The organism is Ferrimonas balearica (assembly GCF_019802085.1).
Taxonomy (GTDB): Bacteria; Pseudomonadota; Gammaproteobacteria; order Enterobacterales; family Shewanellaceae; genus Ferrimonas; species Ferrimonas balearica_B.
In genome coordinates this window covers 1,437,454-1,456,806 of record NZ_JAHVHV010000001.1, presented here as the reverse complement: position 1 = coordinate 1,456,806, position 19,353 = coordinate 1,437,454, and the positions used below count along the sequence as shown (strand labels likewise).

Sequence of the window (19,353 nt, the reverse complement as noted above, 5' to 3'; positions counted from 1 at the left end):
TGCCTGGTTTCACGAGCGGTTTTTGTGCGCGGTAACAAGTGGTCAATGGAATTGGCCGGGCGATTGGTTAGAATAGCCCTCCAAACGACACACAAGGACGCGACCATGCGCACATTTCTCCTTCTCCTGGCGCTGTTGATGCCCGGTGCTCTGGTGGCTGAGCCACTCTACTTCACCGCCATCCCCGATCAGGATGAATCGCGCCTGCGCACCCGTTTCGAGCAGGTGGCCCACTACCTGGCCCAGGAGCTGGGTACCGAGGTGCGCTACGTGCCGGTGAAATCCTACGCCGCCGCGGTCACCGCCTTTCGCAACAACCAGGTGCAGCTGGCCTGGTTCGGTGGCCTCTCCGGAGTCCAGGCCCGCCGCCTGGTGCCCGGCTCCCAGGCCATCGCCCAGGGCTACGAAGACCAGTTCTTCAAAACCTACTTTATCGTCAACACCAGTACCGGGCTGTCCAACATGTCCGCCCTCAAGCGTGAGGAGCTGGAGGGCTTGAGCTTTACCTACGGCTCCAAGGGCTCCACCTCCGGCCGCCTGATGCCCCAGTACTACATCGAGAAGTACCTGGGCCCGGATCACGAGCTGTTCAGCCGCATCGGCTATTCCGGCGATCACAACCGCACCATCGCCCAGGTGCAGGCCGGGGTCTACCAGGCCGGGGCGGTCAACTACAAGGTGTGGCAGCAGGCGATCCGAGAAGGGATTGCCGATCCTGAGAAGGTCAAGGTGGTGTGGGAAACCCCGCCGTACCCGGATTACCAGTGGACGGTGCGTGGCGACATGGACCAACGTTTCGGCGAGGGTTTCACCGACAAGGTGCAGGCGGCCCTGATTGGCATGGAGGACCCCAAGCTGCTCAACGCCTTCCCCCGTCAAGGCTTTATCGAGGCGGACAACGAGGATTTTCGCCCCATTGAAGAGGTGGCCGAGTCCATTGGTCTGCTGAACTGATGCTGCGCTTCTCTCTGGCGGCGGCCGATCTGCACCGGGGGGAACACCGGGTGCTCCAGGGGGTGTCGCTCCAGATCCGGGAGGGGGAGAAGGTGGCCCTGCTGGGCCGCTCCGGGGTGGGCAAGACCACGCTGCTGGAACGCCTCTACCACCAGTGTCCCGAGGCGATCGCCCTCTGCCCCCAGGCCCAGGGCCTGGTGGACTCCCTCTCGGTGTTCCACAACGTCTACATGGGGCAGCTGGACCAGCACCACAGCCTCTATAACCTGGCCAACCTTATCTGGCCGCTGCCCGGGCCAAAGCGGGCGGTGGCGTCGCTGTGCAGCGAACTGGGCCTGGCCGCCAAACTGATGACCCCGGTGGCTCGCCTCTCCGGCGGCCAGCGTCAGCGCACCGCGCTGGGCCGCGCGCTCTATCGACAGCGGCGGGTGTTTCTCGGCGATGAACCGGTCAGTGCCCTTGACCCGGTTCAGGGGGAGCAACTGCTGCGTTGGACCCTAAGCCGCCACGACACCGCCGTGGTGGCCCTGCACGACGTGGCCTTGGCCCGACACTGTTTCGACCGGGTCATCGGCCTGGCCGAGGGGCAAGTGCGCTTTGACTGCGCCACCGCGGCCCTGGACGACGCCCAAGTGGCGCAGCTCTACCTGTGACGCCCCATCACAGCGCCGGCCTCAGACGGCTGACCGCCGGCGTCGCCCTGGCGGCGCTGCTGGCCATGGCGCTGGGAGACCTGGCCATCACCACCACGGATCCCGCCGCCGAGCTGGCGCGCCTGGCCAAGGGGCTGCTGCAACCGGATCTGTTCGCCACCGAATATCTGCTTGAGGCCCTGTGGGCCACCCTGGCCTTTGCCCTGCTGGGGGTGGCTGGCGGCATCGTCCTGGGCGCCGTGCTGGTGATGGGCTATCACCGCTTATCGGTGCGAGCGCTGTGTGCCCTGGTGCGCTCGGTGCACGAGCTGTTCTGGGCGCTGTTGTTCATGCAGCTGTTTGGCCTCTCGGGCCTGACCGGCGTGTTGGCGTTAAGCCTCCCTTACGGGGCCACCTTTGCCCGGGTCTACGCCGAGATCCTCGCCCGCGCGCCGCCGGCCATCGAAGCGGCGTTGCCGGTGGGGGCCTCGGCCCTGGATCGACTCCTGTACGGCCGTCTGGCCCCCATGTGGCCCGCCCTGGTCAACTACACCCGATACCGCTTTGAATGCGCCCTGCGCTCGGCCACGGTGCTGGGCTTTATCGGCCTGCCCACCCTGGGTTTCTACCTTGAAACGGCGTTTCGCCAGGGCCAGTACGCCCAGGGCGGGGCGCTGCTGTGGCTGTTTCTGCTGCTTATCGCCACCCTCCGCTGGTGGCTGCGGCCCCCGCTGATCCCCTTGGCCCTGGGGGCGGCCCTGTGGTGGCTGCCCGCCACTCACTGGCCAGACGGGGCCCTGCTTTGGCGCTTTGTCAGCGAGGATCTCTGGCCCGCGCCCCTGGTTCAGGGCCACTGGGGCGCGCTGGGCCCCTGGCTGGGGCAGGTGTCGGCCCAGGCCTGGTCGGGGCTTAAGGGCACGGTGGCGGTGGCCGCTATGGCGCTGGCGTTCAGTTGGGTATTGGCCCTGCTGTGGTGGCCTATGGCCAGCCGAACCCTGGCCGGTCATGGCCGTTGGCTCGGTCAGGCGCTGCTGCTGGTGGGGCGCTCGGTGCCTGAGTTGCTGCTGGCGTTCATTTTGCTGCTGCTGATGGGCCCCAGCATGCTGCCTGCGGCTCTGGCCCTGGGGCTGCACAACGGGGCCTTGGTGGCCTACCTGACCGCCCGGGAGGCGGACCGTCTGACCCTGCGGCCCGATGCCCCCAAAGGGCTGGACCGGCACAACTACGAACTGTTGCCCCGGCTCTATCCGGGCACCGTGGGCCTGTTGATGTACCGCTTCGAGTCCATGGTGCGGGAGACCGCCATGGTGGGCATGCTGGGGATCGCCACCCTGGGGTTCTACGTCGACAGTGCCTTCGAGCTGTTCCGCTTCGATCAGGCGCTGGCGCTCATTCTAGTGACGGCGCTGCTGAATCTCGTTGTTGAGAGCCTCACTCGCCGTTTCGCCGGTTTGCGCTGAGCCACTGTGGGTGTGCAGGCCGCGGCGGTCCAGTGACCAGCCGGCACGCTGCACCAGGTGAAGCATCATCTGGTTAAAGATGCGGTGGATCGCCGGGTGGTGGTGGCTCAGTCGCTCATCCAGGGGGTGACGGTAGTCCCACAGGTGGGGGAAGGGGTTGGGCTCCCACAGCACCAGCTCGCCGTGCTTATCGACACTGAAATCAAAGGCCACCCAATCCAGCCCCATCAGGTTTCTCAGCTGATTCAGCGGGCCGTGGAAGGGACAACCGGGCAGGGCCAGGTAGCGGCGCTCCTCATCCAGGTAGGCCGGGTCAAACAGCCGGTCCTTGGTGTGGGTGCACCAGTTGCCGGAGACCACCAGGTGCCGGGGCAGGCTGACGCCATCGACGGTCATGCAGCGAAACTTGCGAAAGCGGCCCCCCTGCTGGGTGTCCAGGTACTCGCAGGCCACCGGCTCCCGAAGCCGATGCCAGGGCAGGGTGTTGAGATCCATGGGGTGCTCGATGCGGTACATGGGCCGGGTGTGGGTGGCGTTGTCCCGCACGATAAAGGGCAGCCCCAGCTGTCGGACCAGGTGATCGAAGTCGCTTTGCGGGCCGCAGGGCTGGAAACTAGCGCAGCGGATCCCAAGGCTTTGCGCCATCGCCAGGGCCACCGATTTGCGCGCCCGACTGAGGTTGGCCACCGGGTTGACCACCGCCAGGCCCGCCGTCTTGAAATCGTGTTCCAGCGCCAGCAACTGAGAGAACAGCTCCAGGCTGCGCTCCTTAACCGGATCGCGCACCCAGGGCAGCAGCACCCGGGCCCCGGGCAGGCGCATCGCCCCCAGGGAGCCGCTTAGGCTGAATCGCAGGTGGCGATAGAGTCCGGGATGGTGGCGCGCTATCCACTCGAAAAACGCGAAGTTGAACTGGCTGTCGTCCTCCACCACCACCTGGATGTGGGGACGGGGCAGCAGAAACATCAGGTTGCGCAGGCGAAAGCGCCACACCCGTATGAGTTTACTGTGGATCCTGGGCCACCAGGCTTTGGCGGTCATCTTATTGGCCCTCCACGGCGTTGACGGTATTGGGATTACGAGACGGACGGGCGGCCAGGGTGCGCTGGCCGTTCAGCCAGGCGAAGCCCCGGGGCCAGTGACGGCTGAGCAGCGCCGCCAGGGCCAGACCCAGGGCGATGGTGGCCAGGGGCACGGCCAGCCAGTGCACCACCTGGCCTATGGGGCCCGCCACCCAGGCGTCGGTCAGCCATTTGAGCACCCGCACCGTGGGGTAGTGGAACGCGAACAGGAAAAACGCCGCCGGGGACCAGCGCACCAGGTGCCGTTTGAACCCCTGGGGGGGCCAGGCCTGCACCGTACGGTGAAACAGCCCCACACCACACAGCCGCACCAGGCACTCCCACTGATGCTCCAAAGGCATGCTGCCCACCGGCGTTTGCCAGGCCGGCAACCAGACCCGGCCCAGCACCAGGACCGCCATCGCCAGCGCCCAGGCCCACAGGGGACCCGGCAAGGGACGGGCCAGGTCGGGGTGCAGGGCCAGGGCTGCGCCACAGGCGAAGAAAAACGGCACCTGGAAGTTGAACAGCAGGGGGGGATTGAGCCCCGACAGCCAGAACAGGGTCAGGGCCGCCAACATCAACCGGGGCCAGCGACTGAGCAGGGGCCGGATCAGCGGCGTGGCCAGCAGGGTCAGCAGCAGATCGTGAATGAACCAGAACTGCACCACCATGGGGTGCGCGGTGGTGGCGTTCAGCCAGCGCACCAGGGCTCGGAACCCTTCAGGCCAGGGCAGGCCGGGCCACTGGGTGGCGGTCAGCGCCGCCTGCACCCCGGCCCCGGAGGTCCAGTAGTGGCTGACCGACGCCAGGGCGGTGGGGAAGAGTTCAGCGAACAGTCGCGCCAACAGCAGCCACAGCAGCAGCCAAAGCAGTGAGGGCAGGGCAATGGTCCGGGCCCGTCGTTTGAGTCTTTGGCTAATGGACTGGGTTCGCGAGTGAAAAAACAGGTAGCCGGAGAGGATGCTCAGCAGGGGGACGGCGCTGAAGAACAGGTAGAGGGTGGCGCTGTTGAGTGTTTCCGGCAGGGCATTGCTCAGGTCGGCGACGCCTCGGAAGGGATTGGTCTGGGAGCCAGGCAGGGGACCGTAATGGACGAACACCAACCCGCCAATCAACAGCAGGCGCAGGGCAGCAATGTGTTCGCTCATGGCAGGGGTCACGGCTTACCAAAACACGGAATATGATTGAGTTAGCTTAGTTAAAGGTGACCACCTTGGCGGTCGCTTTTGGTCAGTCGGGGCACTGTTTATTTATCCAGTACCCTTTGTTACCCTAGCCAAAGAGTCAACAACCAAAAAGAGGGTGCGGACATGGCGGTAGTCGTCAAGTACGTGGTAGAGCGGGACGGAGAGGAGCGCATGACCTTTTCAACCAAAGCCGAAGCGGATGCCTATGACAAGATGCTGGATCTGGCGGAAGCCCTGCAGCCGTTGCTGGCGGAGTCCGGATTGGTGTCGGAGGAGCAGGAAGAGGATCTGGCCCTGTTCCTGGCCGGACGCAAGGAGCAACTGCTCACCGCGCTGAAAGGCAAGAAGCCGGCCCGGTCGGCGGCGAAAGAGACCAAGGCCAGCAAGGCGGCCTGACATAAAAAAGACCGGCTGAGCCGGTCTTTTTACTTTTGCAGGGATGATCTCGCTTGGCGGGATCTGGGTCACAGCATGCCACCCTGGTGGTGAGAAGTCTATCTCCCCAAAGGGGTAGAACTGTGACCTGAATGACTATTTTGGCGCCGCTTTGTGTTTAATGGTGCCAAGTGGGCCAATTAAGTCAGCAGGTTACGCTTTTTCCTGGTAGCGGTTCGCCCAGGGGGTCAAGCAGTAGGCCGACAGCAGGGTAAACCCGGTGACGGCGGACATGATGGCCGCCAGTCGCAGCCAGGGCGCACCGTGGGCCATGCGCATGGCGACAAACTCGTAAGCGGTGGGCAGCCACACCAGGACGGCGCCGGTGACCAAGCCCAGCTGCAGGGCGCGAACGGCCCAGGCTTGGCGGGTCAACATCAACAGCGGCGACAGGGCCAGGGCCACCGCCGGATACAGCGCGCCGAAGCGCAGAAAATGGGCCCCCAACAGCAGGTAGGCGAGGGCGACCAGAAGGATGCGCCAATACATCACGGCTCTCCACAAGGTTATCTTGGCTTTAACGTAACCCAGCCCCTTCGGTGACACACTGCCCCTAAAGGGGTATATGTGCCGTAACAATGTGATCCACTTGGCAATTCCAATAAAGGGCCCGGCAAAAACGACCGCGGCCTGTCCCTGGGACAGGCCGCGGTTTTCAACCCCGTGGTCGCTTAGGCGTCCTTGGTGCCCTTGCGGCGGGCGGCGGGTGCCTTGGGGGCGGCCTGCTGTGCCAGATCGCTGCCCAGCTCGGTGACGCTCTGGCCGTAAGCGGTCAGGGCATCGAAGCTGGTCTTCATGTAGCTCTCCATCCCTTCGCGGAACTGGTTGGCCAGCTCAATCTGCTTCTCCACCAGCTGCATCGGGGTGGTGCACTGGGCCAGGGCCTGGCCGCTCTCCACGCTGCTTTGCATCAGGCTGCTGACAAAATCGTTGTTGCGCACTGCAGCATCGGTGGCGAACTGGGTGCTCAGATCACGCACTTTGCTGTTGGTATCGAGGCTGCGTTGCAGCTGCTCATCAAACTGGGTTTTGATATCAGTAAACATACTGTTTGCTCCAACATGGTTTCGAGATTAAGGCATTGTGCAGTGCACAACTCGAGGTTCAATGTAGGGCCGGGGCGGTCAAAGATCAAGCAAAATTGTGCAGTGCACAAAAAATTAATGATGATGTCATCTGCCTCGCCCCTTTGCAGGGCCGTTTTCGGCCCCTACACTGGGGCAAACCCCTTCGGAAGCGCGCCATGAAACTGATCAAGCGATACCCCAACCGCCGGCTGTACGACACCGAACTGAAGGCCTACATCACCCTGGCCGACGTGCGTGAGTACATTAAGGACTACAAGGCGTTCGAAGTGGTGGACTCCAAGAGCGGCCAGCCCCTGACCCGGCAGGTGCTGCTGCAGGTGCTCTCGGAGATGGAAGCCGAGGGCCACGCCTCGGTGCTCACCGACAAGTTCCTGGAGGAGATCATCCGTCTCTACGACAGTCGTATGAGCGGGATGGCCGGTCAGTGGCTGGAGCAGGCGATGGTGGGACTGCTGGCCCAGCAGCAGCAGTGGCAGCAGGAGCTCAAGCGGATGCAGGAGTTCAACCCGGCCACCCTGTTCAACCCCTTCTTCGGTGCCGGCCAGGACAAGAGCAAGAAATGAGCGCTTTGCTCATCTTTCAGACAGCCCCTTTTATCCTAACGATTTCAGCCCGTTAATAAGCCTCGGGCTCGGCAATGGGCCGGGCTTTGGCGACTATGGATTAAATCTTCTTCATTCGCACCGCAAGGGCGTATCCAAGGGGACAAACCGGCCCTATAATCCGCGCCGATTTTTTCCCTGGTAGTGAGTCATGAAGAAACCTCTGCTAACTGCGGTCGCCGTCGCGCTGGCCGCCTCCTCCCTGTCCGGCTGCATGGGCCAGATGGGGGTTTCCGCCGCGGTCACCAAGGCCAACCTGACCGTGGTGGACAACCGCTACGGCCGCGCCGGCCTGTTTGTGCTGATGAGCCCCGTCTACGGGGTGGCCAGCCTGGCGGACCTGTTTGTGTTCAACTCCATCGAGTTCTGGACCGGCACCAACCCCATCACCGGGCGCTCCCCGGCGGTGGTGGACATGCCGGTGGAGGCGATTTTCAAGGTCAATCAGCACCTGGATTCCAGCCTCACCGACAACCCCCAACTGGATAAGCGTCTGCAGGGCCGTGTGGCCCCGGTGGAGCGGATCCAACTGGAGTACCTGGACGCGGATCGTGCCCGGCTTAAACTGTTCCACCAGGACGGTCAGCAGAGCGAACTGCTGGGCCAGCGCCAGGGGGAGGCGGTGGCCTTCAGCCTGGACGGCCAGCCCATCGCCACGGTGTCGGTGGCGGAGCTGCAAGCCTACGTGGACAGTCGGCAAAGCTGAGCGTCGACAGAGTATCAAGCCGGGGTTAACCCGGCTTTTTTGTGCTCTTTTCGGCGGTTGCCGGCCGCGCTTCGAAGGACCGCCGAGCCCGGCCCATAGCCGTTATCAATTCTGTCATTAGGCTGTCAGATGAGCGGCGCAGGCTGTGGTGAAAATCTCGCCAGCCTGGCCTTAAATGAGGGAAGGGTTGGAAGCGAAAGACAAGGAGTCGCCATGAGCGCCAACAGTGAGCAGGTCCGAGTCACCATCGACCTCGACGCCCCCCATTGGCCTACCGCCTCAGGGGTGATTGAGGAGAACCGGGCATCCATAAAGGGCTTGACGCTGTCGCTCAGCGTCGAGGAGCTGTGGGACAACGCCGACCATTGGCCGCGACCGGTGGTGCACAAACTCTCCGCCTGAGTCGCCCATCCACTATCTTTACCCGCACGGCGTTGGACAAAGAGGCGGGCATGCTGCGTTGGCTGGTGAGTTGGTGGCGCGCTCCGGCACCGGACCCCTTGCGGGACCCGGGGGAGCTGGACTGTGCCCATCTGGACGATCCCTTTTGCGAACTGGGGGAGGGGCCGGTGCCACCACCGGCGGTGACCGAACCCTCGACCACCGAACCCTCCTAACCCGACGATTAAGCGCCCCTAGGGGCGCTTTTTCTTTCTCTACTCAAACATCATCACCAGGTAAACCAGGAACAGCGCCAGGTGGGCGGTGCCGGTAAGCACATTGGTTTTGCCACTGAAGCTGACCTGGCACAGCAGTAGGGTCAGGCCTAGCAGCACCATCTCCGCCGGGGCCAAACCCAGGATCAGAGACTGATCGGTGAGATAGGCGATCACCAGAACCGCGGGCACGGTCAGGGCGATGGAGGCCAGCACCGAACCGAGGAACAGGTTGATCGCCCGCTGCAGCTGGTTGCTGAGCGCCGCCTTGACCGCCCCCACCGCTTCCGGGGCCAGGATAATGATGGCCACGATCAGGCCGCTCAGGGCCAGGGGGGCGCCCAGGCCGGAGACAATGTGGTCGATGGGGTTGGCCAGCACCTTGGCCAGCAGGATCACCACCACCAAATAGGCCACCAGCATCACGGTATGGAAGGCGTTGGGGCCGAGGAAACCGTGATGCTCCTCTTCGTCTTCATGGTCGGCGTCAACAAAGAAGTGGGTGTGGCTGCGAGTCTGCACCCAGAGGAACACCCCGTAGAGAATGGCCGCCAGCGCCACGACCAGAATCGACATCGGCAGTGACAGACCGCCGGCGATGCCGCCGGTGGTGAAGTTGGGCAGCACTAGGCAGATGAGCGCCAGGGGGACGATCCCCGCCAGGTAGGAGCGGGCGCCGTCGAGGTTGAAGGTCTGGGTGTGGAACTTAAGGCCCCCCAGGATCAGCGCGATCCCCAGCAGACCGTTGAGCACCACCATCACCACGGCGAACATGGTGTCCCGGGCCATGGTGGGGGTGGGCTCCCCGGTGAGCATCACCGAGGAGATCATCGCCACCTCCAGCAGGATCACCGCCAGAGTCAGGATCAGGGTGCCGTAAGGGTCACCCAGCTTGATGGCCAGGGCGTCGGAGTGGCGCACCACGCAGAATACCGCCAGCATCACCACCGACAGCAGGGCCGCCGAGGCCCCCCAGTACAGGAGGGCGTTGGACGGATCCGCCAGCCAGGTGGCACCGGGACCTTTGAACAGGGCCAGGGTGGCCAGGCCCAGCAGCAGGGCCCACTCCATCTTCAGTACTTTTGCGATCATCGTATCCTCGTTAAGGGGTGTCGGAAACCGGCGCGCTCATGCAGTGTGCCGGGGTGAGTTTGAGCAGTTCGGGCACCAGGGTTCCGATGGCGATGGAGGACCAGGTGCCGCTTAAGATCCCGGCAAAGAGCGCGATGGCAAAGCCCTCCAGGGCGTTGCCGCCGAAATACCAAAGCGCACCCACCGTGGTCAGTGTGGTGCCGGAGGTGACCAGGGTTCGGGCAAAGGTCTGGGCGATGGCGGCGTCGTTCACCCGGTTCAGGGCCCAGCGGGGTTTGGCCATCAACAGCTCACGAATGCGGTCGGCGATGACGATGGAGTCGTTGAGCGAATAGCCCACCACGGCCAGCACGGCGGCCAGCACCGTCAGGTTGAACTCCAAGCCGGTGGCGGCGAACAGCCCCAGCACCAGCAAAACATCGTAAAGCAGGGCCAGCAGAGCGCCGCTGGCCAGTCGCCATTCAAACCTATACCAAAGGTAGATCAGTATGCAGATCAAAGCGATAAAGATCGCCAGGCCCCCAGCGTCGGCCATCTCGGCCCCCACCTGGGCGCCCACCACGCTGCTGTTGAGTACCTGAAGGTTGGGGTCAATCTGGCTCAGCAGCTGCACAACCGTGGGGCCCGTGTCCGGCAGTTCGCCGTGGCGCACCAGGTAGCGCCCCGGCTCACCGGCCTGCACCAGGTTGACGCTCTGGCCAAGGCCTTCGCTTAGGCGCTCGGCCAGCTCCGGCGCATCCTGGCTGGCGCTCATGGTGACCTCGGTGACCACGCCACCGGTAAAGTCCATGCCCCAGTTGAGGCCCTTGCCCGCCAGCTGGCTTAGGGCCAGCAGCAGCAACAGGACCGAGAGGCCCCCGGTCAGGTAACGCCAGGGGGTCAGGGTGCGAAAATCAACGTTGGCAGTCATACGGTCACCTTGCGACGGTTGTCCTGGCCCCAGACCAGGTTGATAAGGGTGCGGGAGAGCAGGATCCCGGTGAACATGCTGGTCATCAGGCCCAGCCCCAGGGTCAGGGCAAAGCCCTGGATCGGACCGTTGCCGATGGCGTAGAGGATCATGGCGGTGATCATGGTGGTCAGGTTGGCGTCCCAGATGGTGGTGGTGGCCTTGTCAAAACCCAGGTGCACCGCCCGGGCCAGGCTGTGGCCGCGCCGCAACATGTCCCTAATGCGCTCGAAAATCAGCACATTGGTGTCCACCGCCATCCCCACGGTGAGCACCAGGCCGGCGATCCCCGGCAGGGTCAGCACCGCCCCGGGAATGAGCGCCAGCAGGCCCAGCAGCAACACCAGGTTGGTCACCAGGGCGACATTGGCCACCCAGCCCAGGCGTCGATACCACAGGCCCATAAAGGCCAGGGTCAGGCCCATGCCCACCGCCAGGGCGGTCATGCCGTTCTGGATGTTCTCGGCCCCAAGGCTTGGGCCAATGGTGCGCTCCTCGACGATCTGCACCGGCGCGGTCAGGGAGCCGGCCCGCAACAGCAGCGCCAGTTGCTGGGCGTCCGCCAGGGTGCCGGTGCCGGTGATGACAAAGCGGCTGCCCAGCTGGGCCTGGATGGTGGCGACGCTGATCACCTCGGTGTCGGCGATGCTTTGCCCGTCGGCGTCCTGGCGGTACTCGGTGTAGGCGGTGGCCATGGGCTGGCCGATGTTGTCCCGGGTGAAGCGGGACATGGCCCGGCCGCCGTCGCTGTCCAGGGTGATGTTGACCACGGCCCGGGACATCTCATCCAGGCTGGCCCGGGCGTCGACGATGTGCTCGCCGGTGAGCACCGGCCGGCGCTTGACGGAGAGGGGCTCGCCGTTGCCTTGGCTCAGCCATTGGCCGTTGGCGGGGTGGTCGTGGTTGAGCTCGTAGAACGCCAGGCTGGTGGTGGCGCCGATCACCGCCTTGGCGGCGGTGGGGTCCTGCACCCCGGGCAGCTCGATGCGGATCCGCTGGCTGCCCTGGCGCTGAACCACCGCCTCGGTGATCCCCAGCTCCTCGATGCGGCTGCGCAGGATCTGCAGGTTTTGCACCACGGTCAGGCGGGTCAGCTCGTTCACCTCTTCGCCGTTCAGGCTCAGTACGCTGCCGTCACCCTGGCTGCGCAGCTGCCACTGGGGGTGGTCCCGGCGCAGCGTCTGGCGCAGTTCGCTCTGTTGGGCGTCACTCAAGGCGCCCAGGCGAACGCTGTGATCCGCCAGGGGTTGAATGGTGGTGCCCCGCAGCAGGGGACGCAGGCTCTGCACCAGCGCCTCCTGGTGCTGCTTGAGCACCGGGTCCATGTCGATGTCCAGCAGGAACTGGACGCCGCCACGCAGGTCCAGACCCAGGGTGATGGGACTGAACCCCAGGGTCTGAAGCCAGGCCGGGGCGGCGGCCTGCTGGGACAAAGCCAGGCTGGCCTGGTCATCGAGGCGTTCGGTGAGGGCCGCCTGGGCGGCAAACTGCTGCTCGCCGTCGGCCAGGACGATGCGGGTGTGATCGCCCTCCTGCTGGACCCATTTGACCGGGATCCCCAGCTGCTCCAGGGTGCGGGTGGTGGTGGTGGCGTCCTCGGCGTAGCCGGGTTGCCAGCGGATGTCGATGGCCGGATCTTCGCCGTACCAGCTGGGCAGGGCGCTGAGGGCCAGGATCACTATGGTGGTGGCCAGTACCAGGTACTGCCACAGGGCGTTGCGGTTCATCACCGCCTTGTTGGGCTGTTTCATTTGAAAACCTGTCGTTGAGCCGGTATGAGGCCGGCACAGGCAGCGACGCCGATGGGGTTACCGGGGACGCTGCAAGGCATGAGCGCCGCTCAGCCCAAAGGGGCGAGACGCAAAACACTCATGACGAAGGGCAGGCGGGGCCTGCCGGGGGACAGGTTCAGGCGCGCAGTCGGGCGAGACGGCTGTACAGCAGGTTGCTCTCCTTCCACCCGGCGAGGTGGGAGATGGAGGGCGGGGCGATCAGGGCCCAGTCGGTGCCCGGTGGACGGGGTTCGGCGTAGCCGGGCAGCAGGGCGTCCGGTTGGGGCACCGGCAGCTCAATGGCCAGGCGGTACTCCGGCTGTTGCAGGGGCACCTGGTACTGGAAGGCGTTGATCAGTCGAGGGTTGCCGGTCAGGCCCCAGTCTGCTTCGTGGCCGGGGGCCTGAAGATCTTCGGGGGTGACGGCGGGGGCGCGTTTTGCCTCGACGGGGGCGTCGATGGACAGGCTCGGGGGGATCGGCCACTGACCACCGCCCAGGTGCGCACCGGCCTGAGCGGTAAAGCTCATGACCAGGGTGATCAGCAACAGACGCAGTAGGGCCAAGGGGCAACTCCCGAATTGAACGCGCGGCCGACGGATTCGGCGCGCCCGTATTGTACTGACTGTTTGGCCCAAAGAACAAGGCGTTCACCGCGCTGTTCAGCCACCGTTGGGATTAGAGCTGGCGTCGGGGCTGCAACGCCTGGGGCCGGCCGCGCAACTGCAACGCCGCGGTGACGAGGGCCGAGGCCGTCAGCAGTGTGGCGCTGTGCAGCTCCAGCGAAAGGCAGTAGCGGCACAGGGCCAGGGCACCGAAGTAGCCCAGGATCACCAGTTGCAGGTAACGCAGGGACGCGCTCAACGGCAGCCGGGCCATCAACCAGCGGCCCAGGGCCATGCCCACCAGGGCAAAGCCCAGCACCACCACCCCCACCACCGCGAAGGAGGCCCAGACCCACCACAGGGGCCAGTCCACCACCTGGGCGGACTTGGCCGGGCCGGACCAGAGGGCGTCGTAGCTGATGGCCAGCAGCAGGGTGAGGCTCAGCTGTCCCGGGTGGCACGACGGCGCGTCGCCGTCTCCGAACAGCTCACCGAGGTAGAAGTGGAACAGCAGTCCGGCGGCCACCAGCCCCACCAGCGGCATCAGATCCGGGGCACTGCGCACGCTCCAGGCGGTGAGCAGGTAGCCGACCATGGGGAACAGGGTGTGGGTGGCGGTCACCCCGCTCAGCCACCACAGCCTTGCCCGACGGGGCAGGGAGGCGGTGGTGGCGCTGGCCAGGGCCACATCGGCTCCGATCCCCGCCCCCATGGCCAGACAGCTCAGCCAGAACAGATCCGGGCTCATCACTCGGCCCCCTGAGCGCGCAGAGCCGGGGGCAGGGCGATGCCGGCGGCCCGCCAGTCCAGGCGCAGATCGAAACGGTGGTGGTGCGGCTCGGGCAGGGGCACGGCGTCCGGGTCCACCTGGCGGTAGACGTTGCTGGCCGGGGCCAACACGGCGTCCCGCCCAAACAGGTAGCTCTGCTCGGCCACGATAAGGCGATAGGCCTTGTTGAGCTGGCGGGCCCGCTCGGCGGAGGGCAGGATCAGCGCCCCCAGGTGCGAAACAGACTGGACCTTAGCGGCGTTTACCGAGCCGTCCGGGTGGAACCAGCGGGCCAGCATCTCGGCGTTTTGCCGAAACTCGTCGCCACCGCCGACCCGCTCCAGGTAGGTCAGGTACTCGCCTCGGCGCTCCCCCCGGGCCGGGACGTCCTGTTGGGTCGCCAGGTCCAGGTAGCCCCATCCTTGGGCCCCGTCCACCTTGCGGGCGAAGGAGAACACCTGGTCGATGGTGGTGCCGATGGTCTTATGGCAGCCGTTGCAAAAGGCCAACTCCTGGGCGTGTTGCTGGCGCAATTGGCCGCTGGCGTCCTCGATGTGGCCATCCAGGGTCCAACCGAAGTTGTTGGCCAGCCCCCTGTCGCCGTGGAAGGTGGACCTGGGCAACTGCTCGAACACCTTCTCCTTCTGCTCCTGGTAGTAGGCGGAGCGCAGTTGCAGCGCCGTGGTGTCCGTGTGCTTGCGCATGTAGCGCACCTCCTTCATCCGCGGTGCCGGCAGGATGTTGCCCTGGGCGTCCACCTTGAGGTAGCGCACCGTGTGCAAAAGCTCGGTGTCCTTGGGGTAGATCATCGCCACCACCGGCTCGTCGGCGGCGTCCCCCAGGTAGTGGTCGCGGGCGGTAACCTGGGTGACGCCGTCGGACAGACGGCCGTCGCCGTTCAGATCCAGCCCCAGGGTGGTTTCCGACAGGGGCGGCACGCTCAGGGTGTCCAGGCCCTTGATGGCCATCTCCAGCAGGCTCAGGTTGGCCAGGTAGAGATCCCGGCTCTCCCGCCCTGCCAACTGGCGGAAGGGGGCGGGCAGGCGGATCATCACATCCCCGGCGGAGCCGTTGGTGGGCCAGAAGGTGCTGGGAAAGGGTTTGTAGTTGAAGGCCACCCAGTGGCTGCCGTCGCGGGCGAACCCCTGGGCGTCGAAGGCTTTGTCGGGGTAGGCCAGGTTGCGGATCTCCGGGATCGCCCCCTGCCAGTCACCGGCTTTGAGTGCGGCTATCCAGGGGCCGTAATTGTCCTGGTTCACGTAGGCGTCGATCTCGGTGTCGCTTATCTCGGCGATGGCCCCTCGGCGGTCCTTGAACAGGTTTTGCCAATGGTTGTTGAAGCCCAGTTCGGAGAAGTCGTAGCTGCCCTGAAGATCCCCGTCGTTCATCACGTTGGGGCGGTCATCCTGGTAGCTTTGGTGGCAGACATAGCAGGGGTTGTGGCGGCCCTCGGTGCGGGTGTAGCACTGGGGCGGGATCACCGATTCGCCGTTGTAGAGTACGTCGTGGGTCAGGTAGTCGGCGGCGGCGATGTCATCGCGCAGGGCCAGTGGCGTGGATTCCTGTCCCAAGGCGGGCAGGCTCAGCAGAGTCAGCAGGAGCAGGTGGGGAGTCTTCATTGTCGTTCTTCGCCGCAAAAAAGGCCGGGGCGGGCTGCCGCCCCGGCGTCGGTCAGGGGTCTCAGTTGACCACCGGACGGTACATCCACAGGGTGTTGTTGACCTGGAAGCCATCCTCACCGATGAGGATCCGGCCGTCGTCCATCACCAGGACATTGTCCGGCTGGGACAGCTGGCTGACGTCGCAGCGCTCGGCGCCGGTCAGGCTGTCGCGGTAGGTGGAGCCCATGATCACCGGCTCGATGCGGTTGACGTCGTAACCGGCCATCAGCGGCATGCGGTAGACGCCGCCGCAATCCTTCACCCGGCTGGACAGGGCGATGTCCCCCTCACCGTCGATCATGGTGTTGTCCAGATCGGCGATGGCGAAGTAGACGTAGGCCTCGGTGACGTCCTCGCCAGCGATGAGGTCCGTGCCGTCCACCGCTTCCTCGGCGCGCTTGGCGTTGATGTTGATCCCCTCGAGCTTGCGAAACTCCGCGGTGGCGCCTTTGAGGTTGGCGGCCTGGCGGGACTCCAGGAACACCACGCGGTTGTCCATGGGCTGGCCGGCGGTCACCGGGTTGCCGCCTTCGGCGACCGTGGGGTAGGTGGCGGCACCATCGGCCCAGGCCTGGACGTCGGCCAGGGTCAGGTAGTTGGACTGGCCATCGACGTAGTCGCTGCTGTCGATGCCGTCGAACTCGGCGATCCAGGCTTCCACCTCGTCGTTGTTGGCGCTGCCCAGCGCGATCCACTCGACATCAAAGCCAGTGGTCTGGGGCTCGGTGCTGCCGGCGTCCTGGGTCAGTTTGGCGCCGTACAGGGTGCCGGAGGAGAGATCCCCCGCCGCGTCGGCGACGAACTTGAACATCACACCACCGGTGTCGTCCTGGGACAGGTAGACGGTGCGCTGGTCCGGCATAACCACGGCGTTTTCGTGCTCGTAGCGGCCCATGGCGTAGTGCTTGGCCGGGGTGGGGGTGCCCTTGGGATCGGTCACCTCGATGACGTAGCCGTAGCGGTAGGGGTTGGGGAAGTCGGCACCGGTCATGGTGTCCATGCGGGCCACGTCGGAATTGCCAGGCATGTTCCAGTCCGCCTCGGTGGTGCCGGCGACATTGGAGTCGACGATCCACTCTTCGGAGGAGAGCGGGGTGCCCCAGGGGGTCAGGGTGCCGAAGCAGTTGGCGGCGGTGCCGTGAACGGCGGAGAAGTCGATCATCATGGCGTCTTCCACCACCCAGCTGCCATCGGCCTGCTTGGCCAGGGCCAGTCGGCTCATGCCACCGGGGATGTACTCCCAGTTGGTGAACAGGTAGCCCTTGCCGTCGCCGTTGGGAACGAAGGCGTTGAAGTCCGGCATGTCGGTGTCCACCACGGCGGTGCTGCCGTCCAGGCTCATCACCACGCCCAGGCCGTCGGCCAGCTTACCCTCGTAGGTGTCGCCGTTCTGGCCCAGGATCTGGTACTGGCCGTAGGCCGCCATCACGGTTTCCTGCTCCTTGGGGGATTCGGGGACCGGGGAGTCCACCAGGTCCATGGGCAGGGCGTTGAAGTCGACGCCGGCCAGGACCCCAACGGTGCCGCGGTTGTAGGGCAGGTTGTTGTGGTCCAGCTCGACGTTGGCGCTGGAGGGGTGCTGGATGTTGAAGAAGAGATCGCCCTGTTCGGTGAGGAAGATCCCCGTTACCTCGGCGCCCAGGGGCACGGTGGCGATGCGGGTCAGCTCACCGGACTGGCCGTTACTGCCGTTCTCGCCATCTTGCCCGTCCTGGCCGTTTTCACCGGCGGGGCCCTGGGGACCGGCTTCACCCTGGGGGCCCTGGGCGCCGTCCAGACCATTGACGCCATTGTCGCCGTCGGTGTTGCAACCTGCCAGGGCCACCAGCAGGGCGGCGCTCAGCAGGGAGAGTTTGAATTTGTTGTCCATTTTTGCCATTCCAATCGCGGATCATTCAATGTCAGGATTCATGCTCGACCGGGGGGCTCGCAGCCCACCTCTGGGTCGCCGCCAAACTTGGATTTGCTCTGTGTCAGGTGTGTTAACGTAATGTTAATGCTGTGATTTTGGGCACGGCCCAGGACAGGACACTGAACACTAAGTGTCTGTTATAGAAGGTGGGGATTGGTTATCTGATGGTATTATGATCTTTTGGTGACCGTGGATTTTTGGCGCGATGAACTGCCCTTAGGGGGCGAAGCAGACGCATTGACCCAAACTCGAGCGGGAGACCGCTCGGTCTGAGTGGACGGAAATCAGCTCAGCTCCCAGCCCTTTTTCGGCATCAGCACGAAGATCAGCACCGCCAGGACAAAGAGGGCGGGTACGTCCCCCCACAGGTGGCCGAAGTGGCGATGATCCAACAGCGCCTGCACCATCATAATGGCGCCATGGACCAGGCTCGACCAGGCGGTAAACCAGATCAGGCTGCGGTGGGAGAGGGGATCCCGGGCGGCAAAAAACAGGAACACCCCCAGGGTGGCGTACAGCCCCAGGATCATCTCGAAGTAGAGGTTTCGGCCCCCCTCGTGCCAGGCCCAGCCGGAGGGCCAGAACCAGGACAGGGGCAACAGGCCAAACACCATCACCACCGCGGCGACACGCAGCACCGTTTGCAGGATCCTGACCCGCGCTTCCGCGCTCATAGACCGCTCCAAAGCCCGCCCATGGCTTCAGTGTAGCCCCTGACATGCCGGGTTAATCGAACCGGCCCCATCTGTGCAATTTATCACCTTGTAATCAATGATTAATTCACCCAGAGTTGGGGGTAGAGGACGGCATGGTGGCCAGGGCGTTCAGCGCAAGACGAGGGGCAGGATGAGGGCGATTACAGGGTTAATCACACTGGGTATTCTGGGCATGTGGCTGGCCGGCTGCACGCCCCATGAGCAGGGCCTGGCCCTGGGCACCCTGGAGCGGGACCGCGTGGCCCACACCGCCACGGTTAACGAGGTGGTGGTGGCCCTGCCCATCCCCCAGGGCCAAGCCGTCCGCCAGGGGGATCTGCTGGTCAAGCTGGATGACCGTCAGCAACAGGCGGTGGTGGCCCGGGCGGAGGCGGACGTCACCCGCGCCCAGGCCAACCTGGAGAAGCTGCGCAACGGCGCCCGGGAGGAGGAGGTGGCCGCCGCTCAGGCCCGGGTGGCGGGGGCACGGGCCACCCTGGTGGACGCCCAGCAGACCTACCGGCGCAACCAGGACCTGGTGGCCCGTCGCATGGTCAGCCAGGCGGAGCTGGACCGGGCCCTGGCCAATCGCGACGCCGCCGACGCGACTTTGCGCAGCGCCCAGGAGGAGCTTCGCGAGCTGACCAACGGCACCCGGGAGGAGGACCTGCGCATGGCCGAGTCCGAGCTGGCCGCGGCGGACGCGGTGCTGGCCAGCGAGCGCAAGCGGCTGGCGGATCTCACCATCCTGGCCACCCGCGACGGGGTGCTGGACAACCTGCCCTGGAACCTGGGGGAGCGGGTGACCGTGGGCAGCCCGGTGGCGGTGGTGCTGGCCGGTAAGGCCCCCTACGCCCGGGTCTACGTGCCCGAACCCTACCGGGTGCACATCCAGGTGGGCCAGGCGTTGTCGGTCAAGATTGATGGCCTCAACAACCCTATCGAGGGGCAGGTGCGCTGGGTCAGCAATGAGCCGGCGTTCACTCCCTACTACGCCCTGAACCAGTCCGAGCGCAGCCGCCTGATGTACCTGGCGGAGGTCCAGTTGCCCGACAGCGCTGCCGCGCTGCCCAACGGGGTGCCGGTGCAGGTGAGCCTGCCAAGCGAGGAGTAGG

At 65.1% G+C, this 19,353-nt stretch carries 21 protein-coding genes; 9 read left to right on the top strand and 12 right to left on the bottom strand.

Features of this window, described 5'->3' with window-relative positions; translation table 11 throughout:
• Window positions 1-105 precede the first annotated feature (105 nt).
• The 3 genes from KUV81_RS06770 to KUV81_RS06760 are packed head-to-tail and all read left to right on the top strand — an operon-like array spanning window position 106 to window position 3,046.
• A complete protein-coding gene (locus KUV81_RS06770; protein ID WP_222543073.1) occupies window positions 106-954 on the top strand; it encodes a putative selenate ABC transporter substrate-binding protein in 849 nt (282 codons plus the stop codon).
• A complete protein-coding gene (locus tag KUV81_RS06765) occupies window positions 954-1,607 on the top strand; it encodes an ATP-binding cassette domain-containing protein (RefSeq protein WP_222543072.1) in 654 nt (217 codons plus the stop codon). Before KUV81_RS06770 ends, KUV81_RS06765 begins: the two co-directional genes overlap by 1 nt.
• The gene (locus KUV81_RS06760; protein WP_222543071.1) at window positions 1,604-3,046 is read left to right on the top strand and encodes a PhnE/PtxC family ABC transporter permease; all 1,443 of its coding nucleotides are present in this window, start codon (window positions 1,604-1,606) and stop codon (window positions 3,044-3,046) included. Before KUV81_RS06765 ends, KUV81_RS06760 begins: the two co-directional genes overlap by 4 nt.
• On the opposite strand, the gene KUV81_RS06755 is transcribed toward KUV81_RS06760, so the two are convergent.
• Window positions 2,981-4,087: a hypothetical protein gene (locus KUV81_RS06755; protein ID WP_222543070.1), complete on the bottom strand. Its 1,107-nt coding sequence runs from the start codon at window positions 4,085-4,087 to the stop codon at window positions 2,981-2,983. The two genes, KUV81_RS06760 and KUV81_RS06755, sit on opposite strands and share 66 nt — an antisense overlap.
• 1 nt (window position 4,088) lies before the next feature.
• A complete protein-coding gene (locus KUV81_RS06750) occupies window positions 4,089-5,258 on the bottom strand; it encodes an acyltransferase family protein (RefSeq protein ID WP_222543069.1) in 1,170 nt (389 codons plus the stop codon).
• A gap of 162 nt (window positions 5,259-5,420) precedes the next feature.
• On the opposite strand from KUV81_RS06750, the gene KUV81_RS06745 reads away from it, so the two are divergent.
• Window positions 5,421-5,693 carry a YebG family protein gene (locus tag KUV81_RS06745; RefSeq protein WP_222543068.1) on the top strand — a complete coding sequence of 91 codons (273 nt, stop codon included), beginning with the start codon at window positions 5,421-5,423 and terminating at the stop codon, window positions 5,691-5,693.
• Between the two features lie 192 nt (window positions 5,694-5,885).
• Here the strand turns inward: KUV81_RS06745 and KUV81_RS06740 are convergent, their stop codons facing one another.
• Together KUV81_RS06740 and KUV81_RS06735 are read right to left on the bottom strand one after the other, a co-directional pair.
• On the bottom strand, window positions 5,886-6,221 hold the full coding sequence (locus tag KUV81_RS06740; protein WP_222543067.1) for a hypothetical protein: 336 nt from the start codon (window positions 6,219-6,221) through the stop codon (window positions 5,886-5,888).
• Window positions 6,222-6,403: 182 nt separating this feature from the next.
• Window positions 6,404-6,778 carry a phasin family protein gene (locus KUV81_RS06735; RefSeq protein ID WP_222543066.1) on the bottom strand — a complete coding sequence of 125 codons (375 nt, stop codon included), beginning with the start codon at window positions 6,776-6,778 and terminating at the stop codon, window positions 6,404-6,406.
• 197 nt (window positions 6,779-6,975) lie between these two features.
• On the opposite strand from KUV81_RS06735, the gene phaR reads away from it, so the two are divergent.
• The 4 genes from phaR to KUV81_RS06715 all read left to right on the top strand — a co-directional run bounded on the left by phaR (window position 6,976) and on the right by KUV81_RS06715 (window position 8,745).
• Window positions 6,976-7,383, top strand: coding sequence for a polyhydroxyalkanoate synthesis repressor PhaR (gene phaR, locus KUV81_RS06730; RefSeq protein ID WP_222543065.1), 408 nt, complete (start codon window positions 6,976-6,978; stop codon window positions 7,381-7,383).
• 190 nt (window positions 7,384-7,573) lie between these two features.
• Window positions 7,574-8,128: a DUF3332 domain-containing protein gene (locus KUV81_RS06725; protein ID WP_222543064.1), complete on the top strand. Its 555-nt coding sequence runs from the start codon at window positions 7,574-7,576 to the stop codon at window positions 8,126-8,128.
• A gap of 213 nt (window positions 8,129-8,341) precedes the next feature.
• Window positions 8,342-8,530 (top strand): hypothetical protein, encoded by a 189-nt coding sequence (locus KUV81_RS06720; RefSeq protein WP_222543063.1) that lies wholly within the window; start codon window positions 8,342-8,344, stop codon window positions 8,528-8,530.
• 50 nt (window positions 8,531-8,580) lie between these two features.
• On the top strand, window positions 8,581-8,745 hold the full coding sequence (locus KUV81_RS06715) for a hypothetical protein (RefSeq protein WP_222543062.1): 165 nt from the start codon (window positions 8,581-8,583) through the stop codon (window positions 8,743-8,745).
• A 39-nt stretch (window positions 8,746-8,784) separates the two neighbouring features.
• Here the strand turns inward: KUV81_RS06715 and KUV81_RS06710 are convergent, their stop codons facing one another.
• The 8 genes from KUV81_RS06710 to KUV81_RS06675 form a co-directional block, all read right to left on the bottom strand.
• The gene (locus tag KUV81_RS06710) at window positions 8,785-9,873 is read right to left on the bottom strand and encodes a calcium:proton antiporter (protein WP_222543362.1); all 1,089 of its coding nucleotides are present in this window, start codon (window positions 9,871-9,873) and stop codon (window positions 8,785-8,787) included.
• Window positions 9,874-9,886: 13 nt separating this feature from the next.
• A complete protein-coding gene (gene secF, locus KUV81_RS06705) occupies window positions 9,887-10,786 on the bottom strand; it encodes a protein translocase subunit SecF (RefSeq protein WP_222543061.1) in 900 nt (299 codons plus the stop codon).
• A complete protein-coding gene (gene secD, locus KUV81_RS06700; RefSeq protein WP_222543060.1) occupies window positions 10,783-12,576 on the bottom strand; it encodes a protein translocase subunit SecD in 1,794 nt (597 codons plus the stop codon). Before secD ends, secF begins: the two co-directional genes overlap by 4 nt.
• A gap of 157 nt (window positions 12,577-12,733) precedes the next feature.
• Window positions 12,734-13,162: a hypothetical protein gene (locus KUV81_RS06695; protein ID WP_222543059.1), complete on the bottom strand. Its 429-nt coding sequence runs from the start codon at window positions 13,160-13,162 to the stop codon at window positions 12,734-12,736.
• Window positions 13,163-13,274: 112 nt separating this feature from the next.
• Window positions 13,275-13,949 (bottom strand): hypothetical protein, encoded by a 675-nt coding sequence (locus KUV81_RS06690; RefSeq protein ID WP_222543058.1) that lies wholly within the window; start codon window positions 13,947-13,949, stop codon window positions 13,275-13,277.
• On the bottom strand, window positions 13,949-15,589 hold the full coding sequence (locus KUV81_RS06685; RefSeq protein WP_222543057.1) for a hypothetical protein: 1,641 nt from the start codon (window positions 15,587-15,589) through the stop codon (window positions 13,949-13,951). Before KUV81_RS06685 ends, KUV81_RS06690 begins: the two co-directional genes overlap by 1 nt.
• 61 nt (window positions 15,590-15,650) lie before the next feature.
• A complete protein-coding gene (locus tag KUV81_RS06680; RefSeq protein WP_222543056.1) occupies window positions 15,651-17,501 on the bottom strand; it encodes an alkaline phosphatase PhoX in 1,851 nt (616 codons plus the stop codon).
• A 326-nt stretch (window positions 17,502-17,827) separates the two neighbouring features.
• On the bottom strand, window positions 17,828-18,217 hold the full coding sequence (locus tag KUV81_RS06675; protein ID WP_222543055.1) for a DUF6632 domain-containing protein: 390 nt from the start codon (window positions 18,215-18,217) through the stop codon (window positions 17,828-17,830).
• A 214-nt stretch (window positions 18,218-18,431) separates the two neighbouring features.
• On the opposite strand from KUV81_RS06675, the gene KUV81_RS06670 reads away from it, so the two are divergent.
• Window positions 18,432-19,352, top strand: coding sequence for an HlyD family secretion protein (locus tag KUV81_RS06670; protein ID WP_261389209.1), 921 nt, complete (start codon window positions 18,432-18,434; stop codon window positions 19,350-19,352).
• Window position 19,353: the final 1 nt, after the last annotated feature.